Source organism: Pseudomonas sp. RGM2987 (genome assembly GCF_022952855.1).
Classification (GTDB): domain Bacteria; phylum Pseudomonadota; class Gammaproteobacteria; order Pseudomonadales; family Pseudomonadaceae; genus Aquipseudomonas.
This window is the reverse complement of record NZ_JALJDX010000222.1, coordinates 253,942-271,338: the sequence shown is the minus strand read 5'-3', so window position 1 is coordinate 271,338 and position 17,397 is coordinate 253,942. Positions and strand designations below refer to the sequence as shown.

6 protein-coding genes are annotated in these 17,397 nt (G+C 63.1%); 5 read left to right on the top strand and 1 reads right to left on the bottom strand.

Annotation, left to right across the window (positions count from 1 at the left end; genetic code table 11):
• The first annotated feature begins 2 nt into the window (after window positions 1-2).
• Genes RGM2987_RS27360 through RGM2987_RS27350 form a run of 3 tightly spaced genes read left to right on the top strand, consistent with a single transcriptional unit; the run spans window position 3 to window position 14,481 of the window.
• The gene (locus tag RGM2987_RS27360; protein ID WP_245146092.1) at window positions 3-9,056 is read left to right on the top strand and encodes a non-ribosomal peptide synthetase; all 9,054 of its coding nucleotides are present in this window, start codon (window positions 3-5) and stop codon (window positions 9,054-9,056) included.
• Window positions 9,053-12,841 (top strand): non-ribosomal peptide synthetase, encoded by a 3,789-nt coding sequence (locus tag RGM2987_RS27355; RefSeq protein WP_245146090.1) that lies wholly within the window; start codon window positions 9,053-9,055, stop codon window positions 12,839-12,841. Before RGM2987_RS27360 ends, RGM2987_RS27355 begins: the two co-directional genes overlap by 4 nt.
• Window positions 12,838-14,481 carry a cyclic peptide export ABC transporter gene (locus tag RGM2987_RS27350; protein ID WP_245146088.1) on the top strand — a complete coding sequence of 548 codons (1,644 nt, stop codon included), beginning with the start codon at window positions 12,838-12,840 and terminating at the stop codon, window positions 14,479-14,481. The genes RGM2987_RS27355 and RGM2987_RS27350 overlap by 4 nt, the downstream gene beginning before the upstream one ends.
• 8 nt (window positions 14,482-14,489) lie before the next feature.
• Here RGM2987_RS27350 and fhuF read toward each other — a convergent pair whose 3' ends face one another.
• On the bottom strand, window positions 14,490-15,227 hold the full coding sequence (fhuF, locus tag RGM2987_RS27345; RefSeq protein ID WP_245146087.1) for a siderophore-iron reductase FhuF: 738 nt from the start codon (window positions 15,225-15,227) through the stop codon (window positions 14,490-14,492).
• Window positions 15,228-15,428: 201 nt separating this feature from the next.
• On the opposite strand from fhuF, the gene RGM2987_RS27340 reads away from it, so the two are divergent.
• Window positions 15,429-15,644, top strand: coding sequence for an MbtH family NRPS accessory protein (locus RGM2987_RS27340; protein WP_053154124.1), 216 nt, complete (start codon window positions 15,429-15,431; stop codon window positions 15,642-15,644).
• Between the two features lie 37 nt (window positions 15,645-15,681).
• Window positions 15,682-17,112: a diaminobutyrate--2-oxoglutarate transaminase gene (locus RGM2987_RS27335; protein WP_245146085.1), complete on the top strand. Its 1,431-nt coding sequence runs from the start codon at window positions 15,682-15,684 to the stop codon at window positions 17,110-17,112.
• The last annotated feature ends 285 nt before the right edge of the window (window positions 17,113-17,397 follow it).

Below are 17,397 nucleotides of genomic sequence, written 5' to 3'. Positions count from 1 at the left end.
GGATGAGTGCGATGACGCAACAAGCGTTCCTGGAGATTGCGCAGCGGCTGGCTTCCTTGCCCGCGGACAAGAAAAAGATCTTTCGCCAGCGCCTGGCCGAGAAGGGTATCGATAGCTGGCGCCTGCCGATCGTACCCGCCGTGTTCGCTGAAGCGGGGTGCTTGCCGCTGGCGCAGGCGCAGCGGCGTTTCCTGTCGGCGGAGGCCCTGAGCAGTCGTGCGCTTTACAATCTGTGCTCGGTGCTGCGTTTCGATGGTCGCCTCGATGGCGAGCGCTTGCAGCAGGCCATGCAGCAGTTGAGCGACCGTCACCAGATATTGCGCACCCGTTATACGACCGACCCGAATGGACAGTTGCAGTCCCATTGCGAGCCGCAAAAGGTCATTCGGCCAACCGTCGAACGATTAAGCCTGGCTGCCGGCGAATATGAGCAATGGTGCGCCGATGAGTACGCCCGGCAACTGGCAGAACCCTTTGACCTCAGCCAGTCGGCACCTTGGCGCTGGCAAGCGTTCAGCGATGCGCAGGAGCAATCGACCTGGCTATTCTTCACCATTCATCATGTGGCCTACGACGCCTGGTCGGCCCAGCAACTGACCCTTGAGCTGGCCGAGGCGTACCGGGCGCTGGCAGTGGATGAGCCTGCCCGGCAGCCCGAACTGAGCATCCAGTACGCCGACTACGCCGCTTGGGAACAGGAGTGGCTGGACAGTGAAAGCTGCCGCCAGCACATCGATTTCTGGCGTGCACAGTTGGTCGATGCGCCCGCACCATTGGCGTTGCCCCTGGATCGGTCACGTCCGGCGCCCGCGCAACGCCGCCACAGCGGCGCGGTGCTGGCCCGCACGCTGTCACCGCGACTGACGACAGCGGTCGAGGCAGCTATTCGTAATCACGGGGTGACGCTGTACATCTACGGTCTGACGGCTTTCAGCTGCCTGCTGTCGCGCTACAGCGGCGAGAGCGACTTATGCCTGGGCACCTCGGTCGCGCACCGTGATCGCCCGGAGCTGGTGCCGCTGATCGGGCCCTTGCTCAACACCTTGGTGATCCGTCAGCGCCTGCACGACAACCCGGACTTCGCCAGCGCGCTGCTGCGCACCCGTGACACCGTCGCAGCCGCCTTCGATCATCAGCTGCTGCCTTTTGAAAAGGTGCTCGAGAGCCTTGAGCGCTCACGTTTGAGTCCGCTGTTCCAAGTCATGTTCGTCCAGGTGGACTTGCCCGAAAGCCGCACCCTGGTATTGCCGGGTGTCGCGGTTGAAGTTCTGGATCCGCCGCAGCGTCACGCACGCTTCGACCTCACGCTGCGCCTGGTGCGGACCGCTGACGCAGGTCTGCGTTGCGAGTTGGAATACAGCGACGAATTGTTCGATGCAGCGACGGTCGAGCAGATGCTGGACGACTTGCTGGCGATTCTCGAAGAGGCGTCGAGTCGTCCCCAGCGCCGCCTGGCCGAGTTCCCGCTGGTTTCGCCGCCGAGTGAGCTGTGTGGTCCGGCGTTGGGCGCGATACCCCTGCCGTTGGACCGGCAGGTACTGCATTGGGCAGCGCATACGCCAACCGCGGCGGCGCTGTGCAGCGCCAACGAAACCGTCGACTACGCCACGCTCGGTGCCGCGAGCCGCGCCCTGGCCTCGCGACTGGCCGGGCAGGGCGTGGGTCCGGGGCAAGTGGTTGCGCTGTGCATGCCGCGTTGCGCGGAACAACTGCTGGCGACGCTGGCATGCTGGCAACGAGGTGCGGTCTGCCTGTTTCTCGACCCGGCGCAGCCACCACAGCGACTTGCGCAGCTATTGCAGGACAGTGGTGCGAGCCTGTGGGTGACCTTGGCCGACGCCCCGGAAACCGGCATCCAAATCGAACGCCTGATACTCAGTGCCGCTGACGTGCGTGCCGAGGTCACTGAGGACCTGGGCGAGAGCCTCAGCCAGCCCCACTTGCCGGCCTATCTGATTTATACCTCCGGTTCGACCGGCCAGCCCAAAGGCGTGCTGGTCACCCACGGCAATCTGGCGCATTACGCGAGTGCGGTCGGTCAACGCTTGCAAGCGAGGCCGGGCAGCCGCTGGGCTACCTTAGCGACCGTAGCGGCGGACCTGGGGCTGACCTGCGTGTTCGCTGCGCTGAATGCCGGTGATCCGTTGATCCTGCCGCCGGCGTCGTTGACCTTCGACCCGCCAGGCTGGGCTGACTTTCTTGACCAGCAACCGGTGGACTGCCTGAAGATCGCGCCGTCGCACTTGCGCGGTTTGCTGGCGCTGGATGATGCCCGACGTGTCTTGCCCAGGGAGGTATTGATCCTGGGCGGCGAGGGCTTCGATCACGCCTTGTTTGCACGGGTGCGCGAACTGGCACCGCAACTGCGCATCTTCAACCACTACGGACCCTCGGAAACCACGGTCGGTGTGATCTGCGGAGAAATCCAGTCGCTCGACTCGCTGGACCCGAGTCCGTACCTGCCCTTGGGCCAGCCGTTATCGGACTGCCAGCTGCGCATCGTCGACGGCAACGATGTATCGGTGCCGCTGGGTGTCGCCGGCGAGTTGCTGATCGCTGGTCCTCAGGTGGCCCAGGGGTATCTCGGCCAACCTGAATTGAGCGCCAAGGTATTTGGCTCCACGGCCCAAGGCCAACGCTTTTATCGCAGCGGTGACCGGGTTCGCCTGGATCGCAACGGGCGCCTGGTGTTCCTCGGGCGTGGCGACGATCAGGTCAAGATCCGCGGTTTTCGCGTCGAGCCGGGGGAAGTCAGCGCCTGGCTCAAGGCTCAGCCGCAGGTTCGCGAAGGGGTGGTGCTGGCCTGCGAGGTGAAAGGGCGCACGCAGCTGGTGGCGTACCTCAGTCCGTCCCTGGCGAGCGACGCGTTGGCGAGCCTGCAAGCCGAGGCCAGGCGTCAATTGCCGGAACACATGGTGCCCAGTCATTGGTGCGTGCTGGAGGCGTTGCCGCTGACGGCCAACGGCAAGCTGGATCGACGTGCCTTGCCGGAACCGGCCGAGCAGGCGTCGGCCGATACAGCCGCTCGGCCACCCAGCGGTGCCACGGAACAGCGCCTGGCGCAGTTGTGGTGTCAGGTCCTCGGCTGCGCGCACGTCGGGCGTGAGGATGATTTTTTTGCCCTGGGCGGCGATTCGATCCTGAGCCTGCAATTGATCGGCCTGGCTTCGCGCGAAGGGCTCAAGCTGCAACCGCGCGATGTCTTGCAACACCCCAGCCTGGCGGCCATGGCCCTGTGCATCGACGCTCGGCTGGACCCGGTGTTGCTGACCGTACTCACGGCCTTTCGCGAATTGCTGGAGCAGCCTGGCCTGGGGCCGGACGCTGATTTCTTCGCCGAGGGCGGGGATTCGATCCTCAGCCTGCAATTGATCGCGCGTCTGCGTCAGGCCGAACTACGCCTGATGCCCCGGCAATTGCTGGAAAACCCGACCGCCCGGCAACTGGCCGGGATCCTGGCTGGTGCAGCCGCGCCGACCGTAGCACCGAAGCAGGAAACCGAAGCCTCGCAGCCGCAGCGTGCCCTGTCCCATGCCCAGCAACGGGTGTGGTTCATGCAGCAGCTCGATCCGACCGCGACCGCCTACAACGTTACGCAGTTGCTGGCCTTGCGCGGTGAGCTGGATGTGCCTTGCCTGCAACGCGCTTGCCAGACCCTGGTCTCGCGTCACGAGGCCCTGCGTTGCAGGTTCTTCGAAGCACAAGGGCAGGTCTGGCAGCGCCTGGATGAGACGGCCTCTGCCATTTTCAATGTGCATGACCTCAACGGCCAGGATGAGCCGCAGCAGGTAGCGGCCATCGCCGCTGCTGCCAAGCGCGTTTTCGACCTGGGACAGGGACCGTTGCTGGCAATCGACCTGTTCTGTGTGGCGCCGGGTGATTACCGCGTGCTCTTCAATGTGCACCACATTGCCGTGGACGGCTGGTCCATGGGCTTGCTGGTCGAGGATTTTGCGCGGCTCTACCAGAACCAGAACCAGAACCAGGCCACGCCCGCGACCACCGGGTTATTGCCATTGATCGAAGCGCAGCGGCAAGCCCTGGAAGGAGAGCAGGGCAGCCAGTTGCTGGCTTATTGGCAACAACGCCTGCAAGGCCTCGGCAACGAGCCGCTGGAGCTGCCGGACCACTGCGCTCGCCCGGCAATGCAGGCGTACGCGGGTGCCCGCGCCGAGTTTGCCTTCCCCAGCGCGTTGAGTACGACTATCGATGCCCGGGCGAGAGCCATGGGTGTCACGCCCTTCGTGCTGTATTTCGCCGCCTACCAGCTACTGCTCTGGCGTCATGCCGGGCGCAGTGATTTCGCCATTGGCTTGCCCGTGGCAGGGCGCGAATCGGCTGAGAGCCAGGCATTGGTCGGCTTGTTCGTCAACACGCTGGCGCACCGGGTGCAGATCGATGCGCGGCAAAGCCTGCAATCCTTTATCCACGATCTGAACGGGCGGTTGACCCGTGATCTGGCCCATCAGGCGCTGCCGTTCGAGCAGTTGCTGGACATGCTCAATGTCGAACGTAGCCTGGACCGCACGCCGGTATTCCAGGCGATGTTCAACTATCAGGCTGACCACCGTGATGCGCGCAGCCTCAGCCTGCCCGGCATCCACGTGGAGCCGCTGGCGCTGCCGGACGGTGTGGTGAGTGCCAAGTTCGACCTGACGTTCAATGTGTTCACCCGAGGCCGTGGGGCCGATGCGCGCACCGGTTTGATTGTCGAGTACGCGACTGCCCTGGTGCATCCCGGCACCAGCCAACGACTGGCGGAAGATTACCAGGGCTTGCTCAGCAGCCTGGCCAGCCTCGATCCTGCGCAGCGCTTGCTGGAAGTCCCCCTGGGCTCAGTCGCAACCCTGGACACCGCAGGCAAGCCTGCGAACCTGGATGGCGAAGCGGATTTTGTCACCCGCTTTGAAGTGCAGGCCGCCGTTCACCCTGAGCGTATCGCGGTGTGCTGCGCCGGTCGCCGCATGAGTTACGCGGCGCTGGATGCCCAAGCCAACCGCCTGGCTCATTGGCTGCTGGCGCAGGGCATCGGGCAGGAGTCGACAGTCGCCTTCTGCCTGCCGCGAGACGAAAGGTTGCTGGTGTGCCTGTTGGGCATCCAGAAGGCCGGCGCAGGCTACCTGCCGCTCGACCCCGCGCATCCACCGGCACGGCAGGCGCAGATTCTCACTCGGGCGCAGCCGCAATTGCTGCTCTGTGACACGCTGTCCGCAGACTTGCCCGGGCACCTGCGCAGTTGCCTGTGGGCAGACCTGCCGTTGTCACAGTTTTCGGCGCACACATACACAAAAGCCCCGGGCCTGGCGACGACCCTCGGGCAGTTGGCGTATACCCTCTACACCTCGGGCTCCACCGGACAACCCAAGGGCGTGCAGATCAGTCGAGGCAGTTTCGCCAACTTCCTGCTCGCGATGGAGCAGGCGCTGCCGCTGGATAATGTGCAACGTTATCTGGCCCTGACCACCGTGACCTTCGACATCTGCGGCCTGGAGCTGTGCCTGCCCCTGGTGCGCGGCGGCACGGTGGTGCTGGCTGATGATGAAGAGCGACAGGACCCTCTGTTGCTCGCAAACCTGATTCAGGACCAGGCCGTGGATCTGATCCAGGCCACACCGGCCACCTGGGCGATGCTGCTGCAAGGCGATCGCCAGGTACTGGCCGGGCGTGTGGCCCTGGCCGGTGGTGAGGCGCTGTCGGCGGAGATGGCGAGCGAGCTCAGGCAATGCGTGGCCCACCTGGTCAACGTCTACGGCCCGACAGAAACCACGGTGTGGTCCACCCAGACGCCGATCGATGCCCTGCAATCGCCCGTTGCCCCGATTGGCCGGCCGTTGCTCAACACCCGTTGCCACGTCCTGGATGAGCACCTGTGCGAAGTGCCGCCCGGCTGTGTGGGCGAGCTTTATATTGCTGGTGACGGCCTGGCCCGCGGTTATGCCGGGCAACCGGGGTTGACCGCCGAACGCTTCATTGCCGATCCGTTCAACCGCGAGGGCGGGCGGTTGTACCGCACCGGTGACCTGGCGCGTTGGCAGCCCGATGGGCAGCTGTATTACCTGGGCCGCACCGATGACCAGATCAAATTGCGCGGTTATCGCATCGAGCTGGGGGAAATCGAGGCCGTGCTCCTCAGTCATCCCGATTTATTGCAGGCGGTCGTGGCCGTGCAGGGCGAGCATCTGGCCGCTTTCTGGGTCGCCAGTACCGCTAACCCACCTGACGAAGCCGCGATCCGCAGCTATTTGCAGGCCCGTTTGCCGGCCTACATGTTGCCGACGCATCTGCTGGCGCTGGAACAACTGCCCCTCAATACCAACGGCAAAGTGGATCGCAAGCAACTGCCACGGCTGCAGTTGGACGTCAGCGGTGCTGGCGTCGTCCAGCGTGCGCTGACGGCCAGCGAGACATTGCTGGCCGAGGTCTGGGGAGCGGTGTTGAACCAACCACGGATCCCTGCCGATGGGCACTTTTTCCAGTTGGGCGGACATTCGCTGATGGCGGCCCAAGTGCGTGCACGCTTGCGCGAGAAAGGCCTTGAAGTGCCGTTGCGCTGGCTGTTCGAAACACCTGTGCTGGCGGACCTGGCGCAGCGCATCGAGGGGCTTGCGCCTCACCTGGACCTGGCTTCGTTGCAAATCCCTCGCGTCGATAGACAGATTGATCAGCCCTTGTCCTCGGCGCAGCAACGGGTCTGGTTGATGCAGCAGCTGGATCTGGCTGACAGCAGCTTCAACATGAGCAGCAACGTGCGCCTGCGCGGGCCACTGGACTGCCAGGCCCTGGAGCGTTCATTGCAACGGCTGGTGGAGCGCCATGCGATCTTACGCACCACCTATCACCAGCGTGGCGGCGAGTTGTACCAGCGGATCCACGAACAGCTGTCGGTGGCGTTGCCAGTGATCGTGTCGAGCGCGGCGCAATGGCCGGTCGCTGCCCGCGATGTTGCGCTGCGACCGTTCAACCTCGCCGGCGAGGCACCGCTGCGGGCGGTCCTGTACCGTCTAGGTGAGCAGGACCATGTGCTGCAACTGGTCATGCACCACATTGCTTCGGACGGCTGGTCCGGCGCCGTGCTGGTCGATGAGCTGATCCAGGGTTACGAGGCCTACAGCGCAGGTGTCCTGCCGCCACAAGATGAGCTGGCGATCCAATACGTCGACTACGCGGTATGGCAAGGCTCCGCCGCGGTACAGCGGCGTCAGCGTGAAGGCCTGGACTTCTGGCGACAGGCCCTGGCCGGCATTCCCGCGCAAGTGCCGCTGCCGTTCGATTTTCCACGCCCGGAGCGTGACAGTGGCATCGGGGCGGCGCTGGACTTCCAGTTGCCGGCGACGACGGTTGGCCGGTTGGAGGCGTTTGCGCAAGACAGCGCAACGTCACCGTTCATGCTGTTGCTGACCTGTTACGCCGCCGTGTTGCAGCGCGAAACCCAAGGGCGCGACCTGGTCATCGGCACGGACGTGGCCAACCGCGAGCATCCCGCCACCGAGTCACTGATCGGCTTCTTCGTCAATCTGCTGGCCTTGCGTATCCGCCTGCAACCGGAGCTGAGTTTGCGTGAGCAAGCGCAGCAGGTCCGGGAAGTCTGCCTGCAAGCGTTTGCCTGGCAAGACACGCCGTTCGAACGTGTCGTCGAATGCCTGGAGCTGCCACGGGTGGCGAATGTCCATCCACTGTTGCAGACCTTGTTCGTGCTCGATAACACGCCGCGCCAACAACGCCAGCTCGGCAACTTGCAGGTCGAGCCACTGACGGGCGAGCAGCACCATTCCAAGTTCGACATGGCCCTGTTCGCCAGCGAAGACGGCGACGTAATCAATCTGCGTTGGGTGTATCGCACCAGCCTGTTTCGCCAGGCCACGGTTGAACGCCTGCGCGATGCCTTCCAAACGCTGCTGGACATGGCTCTTGGTGCGCCCGACAACCCAATCGATACCCTGATCAAGACTCCAGGAGGAGCTGCCGCCATGTCCACGGACAACCCGCTGCAACGCAAAATGAGCAAATTGGGCAAGATGCGCCAGAGCGGGTCGCCTGTCACTCGCGAGCCCTTCGAAGCCCGACCGCTGCGCGAAGGCTCCAAGTTCCCCTTGTCGATTCAACTGCGTGACCGCGAACTGGCGCCGGCCATCTGGGCGCAAGCCCACCGCGAGAAGGTCGAAAGCTGGCTGCTCGACCACGGTGGCATAGTCTTCCGAGGTTTCGATCTGCCGACCCCGGCGGCTTTCGAAGCGTTCTGCCAGGCCCTGTGCCCGCAGCTGTATGGTCAGTACGGCGACCTGCCGAAGGAAGAGGGTGGCAAGAACATCTACAAATCCACGCCCTATCCCAAGGACCGGATGATCCTGTTCCACAACGAGAGTGCCCATCAGCATCGCTGGCCGCGTCGGCAGTGGTTTTACTGCCAGATCCCGGCCACGTCGGGTGGCGCGACCCCGATTGTCGACAGCCGTCAGGTCTACCGTGAACTGCCGGCCTGGCTGCAAGCCAACCTGCGACGCAAACAGCTGATGTACGTGCGTAATTTCAGTACCAGCCTGGATGTCAGTTGGCAGCATTTCTTCCAGACTGAAGAGCGGGCCGACGTTGAACGGATCTGCCGTGAGAGCAACATCGAGTTCCAGTGGCGCGGGGCCAACGATCTGCACACCCGTCAGGTGTGTCCGGCGGTCATCCTGCACCCCTTGACGGGCGAGGAGAGTTTCTTCAATCAGATCCAGCTTTATCACCCGGCCTTTCTCGATGCTGACGTGCGCGAGCAGTTCTTGCGCGACGGTGAAGCCTCGATGCCCCGTCAGGTGTTCTACGGTGACGGTTCGGAACTTGAACCGGAGGCTATCGAGGCTATCAACACCGCTTACGAGCGGTGTGCCGTGCGTTTCGATTGGCAGCAGGGAGATGTGGTCATGCTCGATAACATGATGGCGGCCCACGCCCGGGACCCGTTCGAGGGCGAGCGCAAGATTGTGGTGGCCATGGGGGAGATCTATGGTCGTGACCAGGTGATGGCTGCGCCGGCGCAGACCGAACAGACACACGCAGAGTTGGAATCATGATGGACCTCGGACTCACGCTTTCACCCCAACAAAAGCAACTGGCCCAGGCCAATCCGCAAGCCTGGCGCTGGGTCCGGATGCAACTGACCGGCGTGCCTGAAGGCATTGTCGAGCAGCGCCTGCGTGACGGCCTCCAGCAGCATCAAGCGTTGCGCCTGCGCTATCAGCGCCCGGTCGGCGCCACGGGCTTGCGCCAGCGCGTGGTCGAGCCCTTCGAGTTGCGCCTGGACTGGCGTCAGGGGCGCTCGAGTGACACGCAGAATGAGCAGACATGGCTGCGCGACGCCCAGCAGCGTTGCCTGACCGAGCAGCCCGATGTGTTGGCCTGGCTGCTCGACGATTGGCTGCTTTTGGCGGTGCCGGTGTATTCGCTGGATCAGCGCAGCCTGATCCAGTTGCAGGAACAATTGCTGGGGCGCGCCGCGCCATTGGACGCCGAACCCATGCAGTACGGCGAATACGTCGAATGGATCAACGGCCTGCAACTGGACGAAGATGCCGAGCAGGGCGTGCAGTTCTGGCGTAACCAGGCCTTGCAGGAAGTGCCGGGCATGCGTTTGATCGAACGTTATGGCATCGCCAGCGGCAAGCATGCCGTGGTCCGGCTGACGCTTGCACCGACACTGCCGGCGGCGTTGAAGGCCCTGGCCGAGCGCGAAGGCCTGGCGGTCGAGCCGCTGGTCCTGGCCGCCTGGGGTGCGTTGCTGGGCAGGCTCAATGGGCAGCAGGACGGCCAGTTGGGTTTGCAGCACGATCCTCGTGATGACTATGAAGAGCTGTCGGGCGCCTTCGGGCTGTTCGAGCAGACCCTGCCGATGACGGTGCGGATGTCCGAGCACAGCACCTGGATCAACCTGGCGCGGCCATTGGCACGGCAACTGGAAAACGCGGTGGCCTGGCAGGAGTATGTGGGCCAGGCCCAGTTGTTGCCCGACTGGCGTGCCAGCTTCCAGGCAGGGCTGCGTGTTGTCCATGCACCGTTGCTGCAAGGTGTGCAGGTCCTGTCCTTCGACACCCCGGTCGAACTGCAATTGCAGCTGACACTCGACGCCCAGGGCAGCGCGGAACTGGTGCTGGCCTACGATGATGGGCTGTACCGTGAAAAGCAGATGCAGGTGTTGCTCAAGCGCTTCGGCCATTGGCTCGAGCAATTGGTGCGGTCGCCCAACGGCCTCATCCAGGGCGTCGACTGCCACATGCCCGAGGAACTGTCGGCGGTGCCGATCCGTCCGGCCCTGGCGCCGGATCTCGATATCGTCGCCACCCTGCGTGAACACGCGCGGACACAACCGGATCGGCCGGCGCTGCGTTATGCCGAGCAGATATTCTCCTATGCCGAACTCGATGCCCTGAGCGATCGTGTTGCCGGCAGCCTGCGTCAGGCCGGCGTCGGCCGTGAGCAGGTGGTCGGCCTGTATTTGCCGCGCGGGGCGCAGATGTTGATCGCGATGCTGGCCTGCTTCAAGGCCGGTGCGGCCTATCTGCCGCTGGATCCGCAACAACCACCGCTGCGTCTGGCCGGCATCATCGAGGATGCCCGACCAGCGCTGTTGCTGCACCTGGAAGGGCTGCTGCCCGATACCCCGGTCGATACGCTGTGCTGGTCGCAGGCATCCATCGGGCCGGTGTTCGATACGCCGGTGCCGGGCACCGCGCAAGACCTGGCCTACGTGCTCTATACCTCGGGTACCAGTGGCAAGCCCAAGGGTGTGCAGATCGAGCAAGGACAATTGCGCCATTACGTCACACAAGTGACCCGCGCGCTGCAGTTGCCCGAGGGCGGGCATTATGGGCTGGTGTCCTCGCTGCTGGCGGACCTCGGCAACACCGTGCTGTTTCCGGCCTGGTTGCAGGGCGGTTGCGTGCATGTGCTGGAGCAGTCCACCGTGACGGATGCGCGGGCATTTGCCGAGGAGCTTGAGCGCTACCCGTTGGACGTGCTCAAGATTGTCCCTTCGCACCTTGTGGCCCTGATGGGCGAACACGCGACCGACGCGGTTCTTCCACGCCGCGTCCTGGTCCTGGGCGGAGAGCCGGTCAGTGAGCATTTGCTCAGTCGTCTGGCCCAGGCCAAACCAGCCTGTCGCCTGTACAACCATTACGGTCCGACCGAAACCACCGTGGGGGTGTTGTGGCGGGCGATCGATATCGATCAGGGCGCGAGTGGCATTGCCTTGAATCAAGTCTTGGGCGATAACCGTATCCACCTGCTCGATGAGCAGCAACGACCGGTGCCTCCCGGCCAGGCCGGGGAGTTGTGCATCAGTGGCGCCAGTGTCGGGCGCGGTTATGTGGGCGGTGCCGGCAGCAGTGCCTTTGGGGTCGATCCGCTCAGCGGCAGCCGCCTGTATCGCACCGGTGATCTGGCCTTGCGCCAGGCCGATGGTGCGCTGCGCGTGCTCGGGCGCAACGATCAGCAGGTGAAAATCCGCGGGTTCCGCCTGGAGCTGGCGGAAGTCGAACAGGCGTTGTTGGCCCAGCCGGGCGTGGCGCAGGCCGCTGTCTTGCTGGACGGTGAAGGTGACCATGCCCGCTTGCTGGCGTTCGTGGTCAGGGACGAGGCCGTGTTGCAGACCACCGATCATCTGGGCGCCGCCCTGGCTCGCCAGCTACCGGACTACATGCTGCCCAGCGCGATCCTTGCGCTCAGGACGCTGCCCCTGAACAGCAATGGCAAGCTGGATCGCAAGAGCCTGCTCGAACGTGCCCGGCAGCGCTTGCAGAGCACCCGCGTGGCACCTGTCGGCGAGCTGGAAACCGCCGTCCTGGCCATCTGGTGCGAGGTGCTCGGGGTTGACGAACTGGGCGTGACCGACCACTTCTTCAATGTCGGTGGACATTCCCTGGCGGCGATCAAAGTGGTATCGCTGATTCGCGAGCGCCTGTCTCTCGAGTTGCCGACCAACCTATTGTTCGAGCGGCATACCGTGCGTGACCTGGTCCAAGGGCTGGACAACCGCGAGAGCGGCGGCCCCTGGAAAGTCTTGCAGGACGCGGATGAACATGCGCCGGCCTTGCTGCTGGTGCACGGTGCGCAAGGGCATCTGCAGGCGTATCAGCCGCTGCTGGACAACCTCGACGGCAAAGTCGCCGTCTTTGGCCTGGCTGCCCTGGAAAAGGGGTGGGGCGAGGGCGACATGGAGGCGTTGTTGCAACAGTACGTGGCGAGCATTCCCGTTCAACTGAAACAGCGCCCGTTGGTGCTGCTGGGCTGGAGCCTTGCGTCGCGACTGGCGTTGCTGCTGATCCCCCATCTTCAAGCCAACGGCTTTAGCGTCGAAGGGCTCGTGGTCCTCGATCACGATGCGCAGCGCAGCCTGGCGGGTGAGGGCGATGAGGCGGGCCAGTTGATTGCCGACTTCGCTTTCTACTGCCGCAGCCATGCCCAGCCCATGGGTGAGTCGCTGCGTGAGCGTTTGACAGGCCTGTTGGCCGGGCATGACTACGCCGAGGGGGTTGCCCGCTTGCTCGACGACGCCCAGGTGCGTGCGCATCTGCAATGGGACGCCGCCGATGCTGATTTGCTCAGGCTATTGGCGCAGTATCGGGCGATCAAGATGGGTTTGTATGAACAGGCCTTGCCCACCGTCGATGTACCGCTGTGGCTCTGGCGCGGCAATGCCCATGCCGACTTGCGGGCCCCGTGGCAAGCGTATACTCGGCACGCTGTTCGCCAGTGGACGCTGGACGTGGGTCATCATGAGATGCTCGGTGAGCCGCGACTGGTCGAAAGCCTGCTGCCGTTACTGTTGGAAACCTCTGCCAAGGTGGTGTCTGCCCCATGATCCTATTGAAAGAACTGCTGCATGACGCTCGATGGCGCATCTTGCTGGCGATCCTGAGCAGCGCCTTGAGCGCGGCCACCAGTATCGGCCTGATCGGCTACATCAACCGCAGCCTGGAGCATGGCCTGGATGATATCGGCCGCGGTTTGCTGCTGTTCGGTGGCTTGCTGATCCTGTTGTTCCTCAGTGGTATCACGTCGCAATGGTTGCTGGTGCAGATCGGGCATCGCCTGGTTTACCAGTTGCGCCTGCGGCTGGTGGGCAAGGTGTTGGGCACTGCACTCGAACGCATCGAGCGGCTCGGCAGCCCGCGTATCTACAACGCGCTGACCAAGGACGTGACCACTGTTGCCACGGCGTTCAAGCAGCTTCCGATCTCCCTGTACAACGGTCTGTTGTTGCTGGCCGGGCTTGCCTACATGGCGTGGCTGAGCCTGCCGTTCTTCTTCCTGACCCTCGGTGTGATTGCCTTGGGGGTAGGGCTTGATGTGTTGCTCGGGCGCAAGGTCAAGGCCTTGATGCAGGCCGTACGCCGCCAGGACGACCAGTTGACCGAGCAATTCGAGGCTGCCATCCAGGGTCGCTGCGAGTTGGGCCTGAGCCGGGAACGCCGGCACTTGCTCTATGAGCACAAGCTCGAACCCATCGCCCGGGCCTCGCTGGATGCGTCGGTGCGTGCCGACACCCTATGGGCGGTGAACCTGAACTGGACGACACTGCTGGTGTTCGTGCTCATCGGTACGCTGTTCTTTCTCGGCCAGGGGTTTGGGTTGCTCAGCCAACAGGTGGTGGTGGGCTATGTGCTGGCGATCATGTTCCTGCGCACGCCGATCTCGATGATCCTGGATGCCATTCCCGCGGTCATTCGTGGCCATGTCGCCTTGCAAGCCATCGATGCCCTGGCGCTGGGCGAGACGGTGCAGTTCAAGACCCCTGCGCAAGCGGCAGAACCCTTCGGCGAGTTGCGCCTGTCAAACGTGCGCTACCGCTATCCGGGGCAGAGTGACGAATTCGCCTTCGAGCTGGGGCCGATCGACCTGTCGATTCGTCGCGGGGAATTGATCTTCATTGTCGGCGGCAATGGCAGCGGTAAATCGACGTTGGCCAAGCTGCTGACCGGGCTCTATGTGCCGACTTCGGGGAAGGTTTCGCTTAATGGCGTGGTGCTCGATGCCAGCACCAGTGAATGGCATCGCGAGCATTTCGCGGCCATTTTTGCCGACTTCTATCTGTTCGCCGATGTGCTGGGCGAGGCGGGCGATCATGAAGGGCTGGAGGATCGGGTGGACCACTATCTGGACCGCCTGGGACTGGCCCATAAAGTCCAGTTCGCCGCCGGGCGCTTGTCGACCACGGCGTTGTCCCAGGGCCAGCGCAAGCGCCTGGCGCTGTTGTTGCTGATGATGGAAGGCCGGGAAGTGTTCTTGCTCGACGAGTGGGCGGCAGACCAGGATCCGGTGTTCCGCCATGTGTTCTACAACGAGCTGCTACCGGAGTTGAAGGCGGCCGGCAAGACGGTGATCGCAATCACCCATGATGACCGCTATTTCGACGTGGCCGACCGGGTCTATCGTCTCGATTACGGCCATCTTGTGGACTATGACCGAACGGCAGAAAACCCTTTCCAGCTGGCGAAATAGGGGAGCCGTCAGACGGGCTGCTCCTGCTCTTTGCACTCATCGAGGGGGCAACTGCTGCAATAGCCGACGCCGGGAAGGCGGTAGCGAATGCAGCAGATGCGCCTGAGGCGCTGTGGTTCGTCCTCGCCGATATCCTGGTAATGCACGGGGGCGAACAAGGGATTGCGTCGCCCGTCGGGGCGCAGGCGAGCGGCCAGGATTTCCCTGGCCGGTGCGGTGCTGTGGGCGTTGGCCAGCGGGTGAAGGTCGATACGGCTGGTGACGAACTCGAAGGTATTGCCGGCATTGCTCCAGAACAGCCGGGGCGATGCCCGGGAGGCACCGACCAGGGTTTCGATGACGGGCTCCAGATGGTCCTCGATCAGGGGATGGAATCTTTCGAAGGCGGTGCCGGGAGGCAAAGGCTGGCCGGCATGGGACAAGTGCAATGCCTGCGGCCTGGCGTCATTGCCCAGTTGGATTCCGGTGTCGGCGAGCGCCAGTGGCAGCTCCCATTGCTGGAGCAGATTGGCCGCCATCACCGGTGCCAGGAACGTGCTGAAGTACCACTTGGACCACAGCGAAACCAGGGCCAGACGCTCATCGGTCTTGTACCGCGCCTGCAGCTCGTCGACGAAAGCGTTGAAATGCCCCGGCTGGAAGAATCTGCTTGCCGGCACATCCGTCCGAGGATGGCTGCGCAGTTGCAGCTTTTCACCGTGGTCGGCCAGCGGACCGGTGAACAGCGGGGCGAGGCTGGGAATCATCGACTCATCCGTAGGCCGCGTATTGAGAGCGGTTATCGTTCAGAAGGGCTCGAAGTATAAACAGGGCGTTGCGGTCTTGCGACTGTTCATCGTCGAGATGAATTTTGAGAAACAGGCACATATTTTAAAATATTAATGAGAATCGCTACCATTAGTATTGTATCGTAGGATCCTTCGCGTCATACCCTCAAGGAGCAAGCAATGAGTTTGGACAGCCCGGATACGCGCTTTCTGGTTGTAGTCAACGAGCAGGAGCAATACTCAATCTGGCCGGATTATCGAAGTGTGCCCGATGGCTGGCGCGCACTCGACGTGAAAGGCAGCAAGCAAGAGTGCCTGGACCATATCGAAAAGGTCTGGACCGACATGCGCCCGTTGAGCTTGCGCCAGGCCATGCAGGAACAAGGACAGGGCTGATCGCCCGCGACAGCGTTTCTTCACTCAGGGATTCAATATGGAAAGCGTCCAGCCCCGTCTATCTTCCAGCGCAACCTTCACGCTGGAACAGTTCCGCCAGCAAGCGCCGCGTGAACTGAACACCAACCCGTACCTGCAACGCCAGGCTGCCCGTGAGTCGAATGCCCGGTCTTACCCGCGGCGTATTCCGTTGGCGCTGCAAGAGGCCCATGGGCTCTATGTCCGCGATACCCAGGGACAATTGTTCATGGATTGCCTGGCGGGGGCGGGGACGCTAGCGCTGGGGCACAATCACCCGGTCGCCATTGCGGCCATGCGACAAACGCTCGACTCGGGCTTGCCCTTGCATACCCTGGATCTCACCACACCGGTCAAGGATCGTTTCGTCGAAGACCTGTTCAATGCACTGCCGGAAAACTTTGCCCGCCATGCGCGCATCCAGTTTTGCGGCCCGACCGGTGCTGATGGCGTCGAGGCGGCATTGAAACTGGCCAGGACGGCCACCGGACGTAAACCGATCCTGTCGTTCTCCGGTGGCTATCACGGCATGACGCTTGGAACGCTGAGCCTGATGGGCAACCTGGGGCCGAAACAGGCGCTGGGCTCGATGATGGCTGACGTGCAGTTCCTGCCATACCCCTACGACTACCGTTGCCCGTTCGGCATCGGCGGCGAGGCTGGTATCGATGCAGGCCTGCATTTTATCGAGCAGTTGCTCGGTGACCCGGAGTCGGGTGTATTGCCGCCCGCAGCCGTGGTGGTCGAAGTCGTGCAGGGCGAGGGCGGTGTGATCGCGGCGCCGATCCGCTGGCTCCAGGGACTGCGCCAATTGACCCGCAAGTTCGGCGTTGCGCTGATCATTGATGAAGTACAGACCGGCCTGGGCCGTACCGGGAAGCTGTTTGCTTTCGAACATGCGGATATCGAGCCGGACATCCTCGTGCTTTCCAAAGCCATCGGCGGAGGGTTGCCATTGGCCGTCATGGTGTACCGCGAAGAACTCGACACCTGGAAACCAGGCGCCCACGCCGGCACATTCCGTGGCAATCAGATGGCGATGGCGGCGGGGGCGGCGACGCTGCGCCACATCATCAGTGAAGACTTGCCTGGACACGCCGAGGTCATGGGGCAACGACTGATGGCGCAACTGCGTCGGTTGCAAGGCGATTACGCGTGCCTGGGCGATGTGCGTGGCCGGGGCCTGATGGTGGGCGTGGAGATCGTCAGCGACAAGCCGAGCGATCATCGTGTACCGGCCGCGGATACGGCCTTGGCCCAGGCGATTCAGCGCCAGTGCCTGCGCCTGGGGGTCATTCTGGAACTGGGAGGACGCCATGGCGCCGTGGTGCGATTCCTGCCGCCGTTGATTATCCAGCCTGAAGAAGTCGACTTGTTGGTCGAGCGTTTCCAGGTTGCCTTGGCCAATGCTCTGGAAGAGGTCAAGGGAAGGACGCTGCACATCGCGTGAAACCTAGCGATAACGCTTAGAGCGGCTGCCCGATTTGTCGGGGCAGCCGTGGCGATTGATATTCTTTTTGGAAATAAGCATAAGACAATTTATTGCTTGATCGTATTAGTCATCATGCTAGATTGCGTCAACCGGACCGCCGGATATGTTCAACATTATTCAATGGTATGACTATGTCCGGCGCCCGAATTTCTCGAATCAGCCTTGTAACTTCGTCTTCTGACGGAGCGCCGGGGATTTTTCATTCCGGCGTTATTCGCGTCAGCTGTAATACCTCCATTGCCG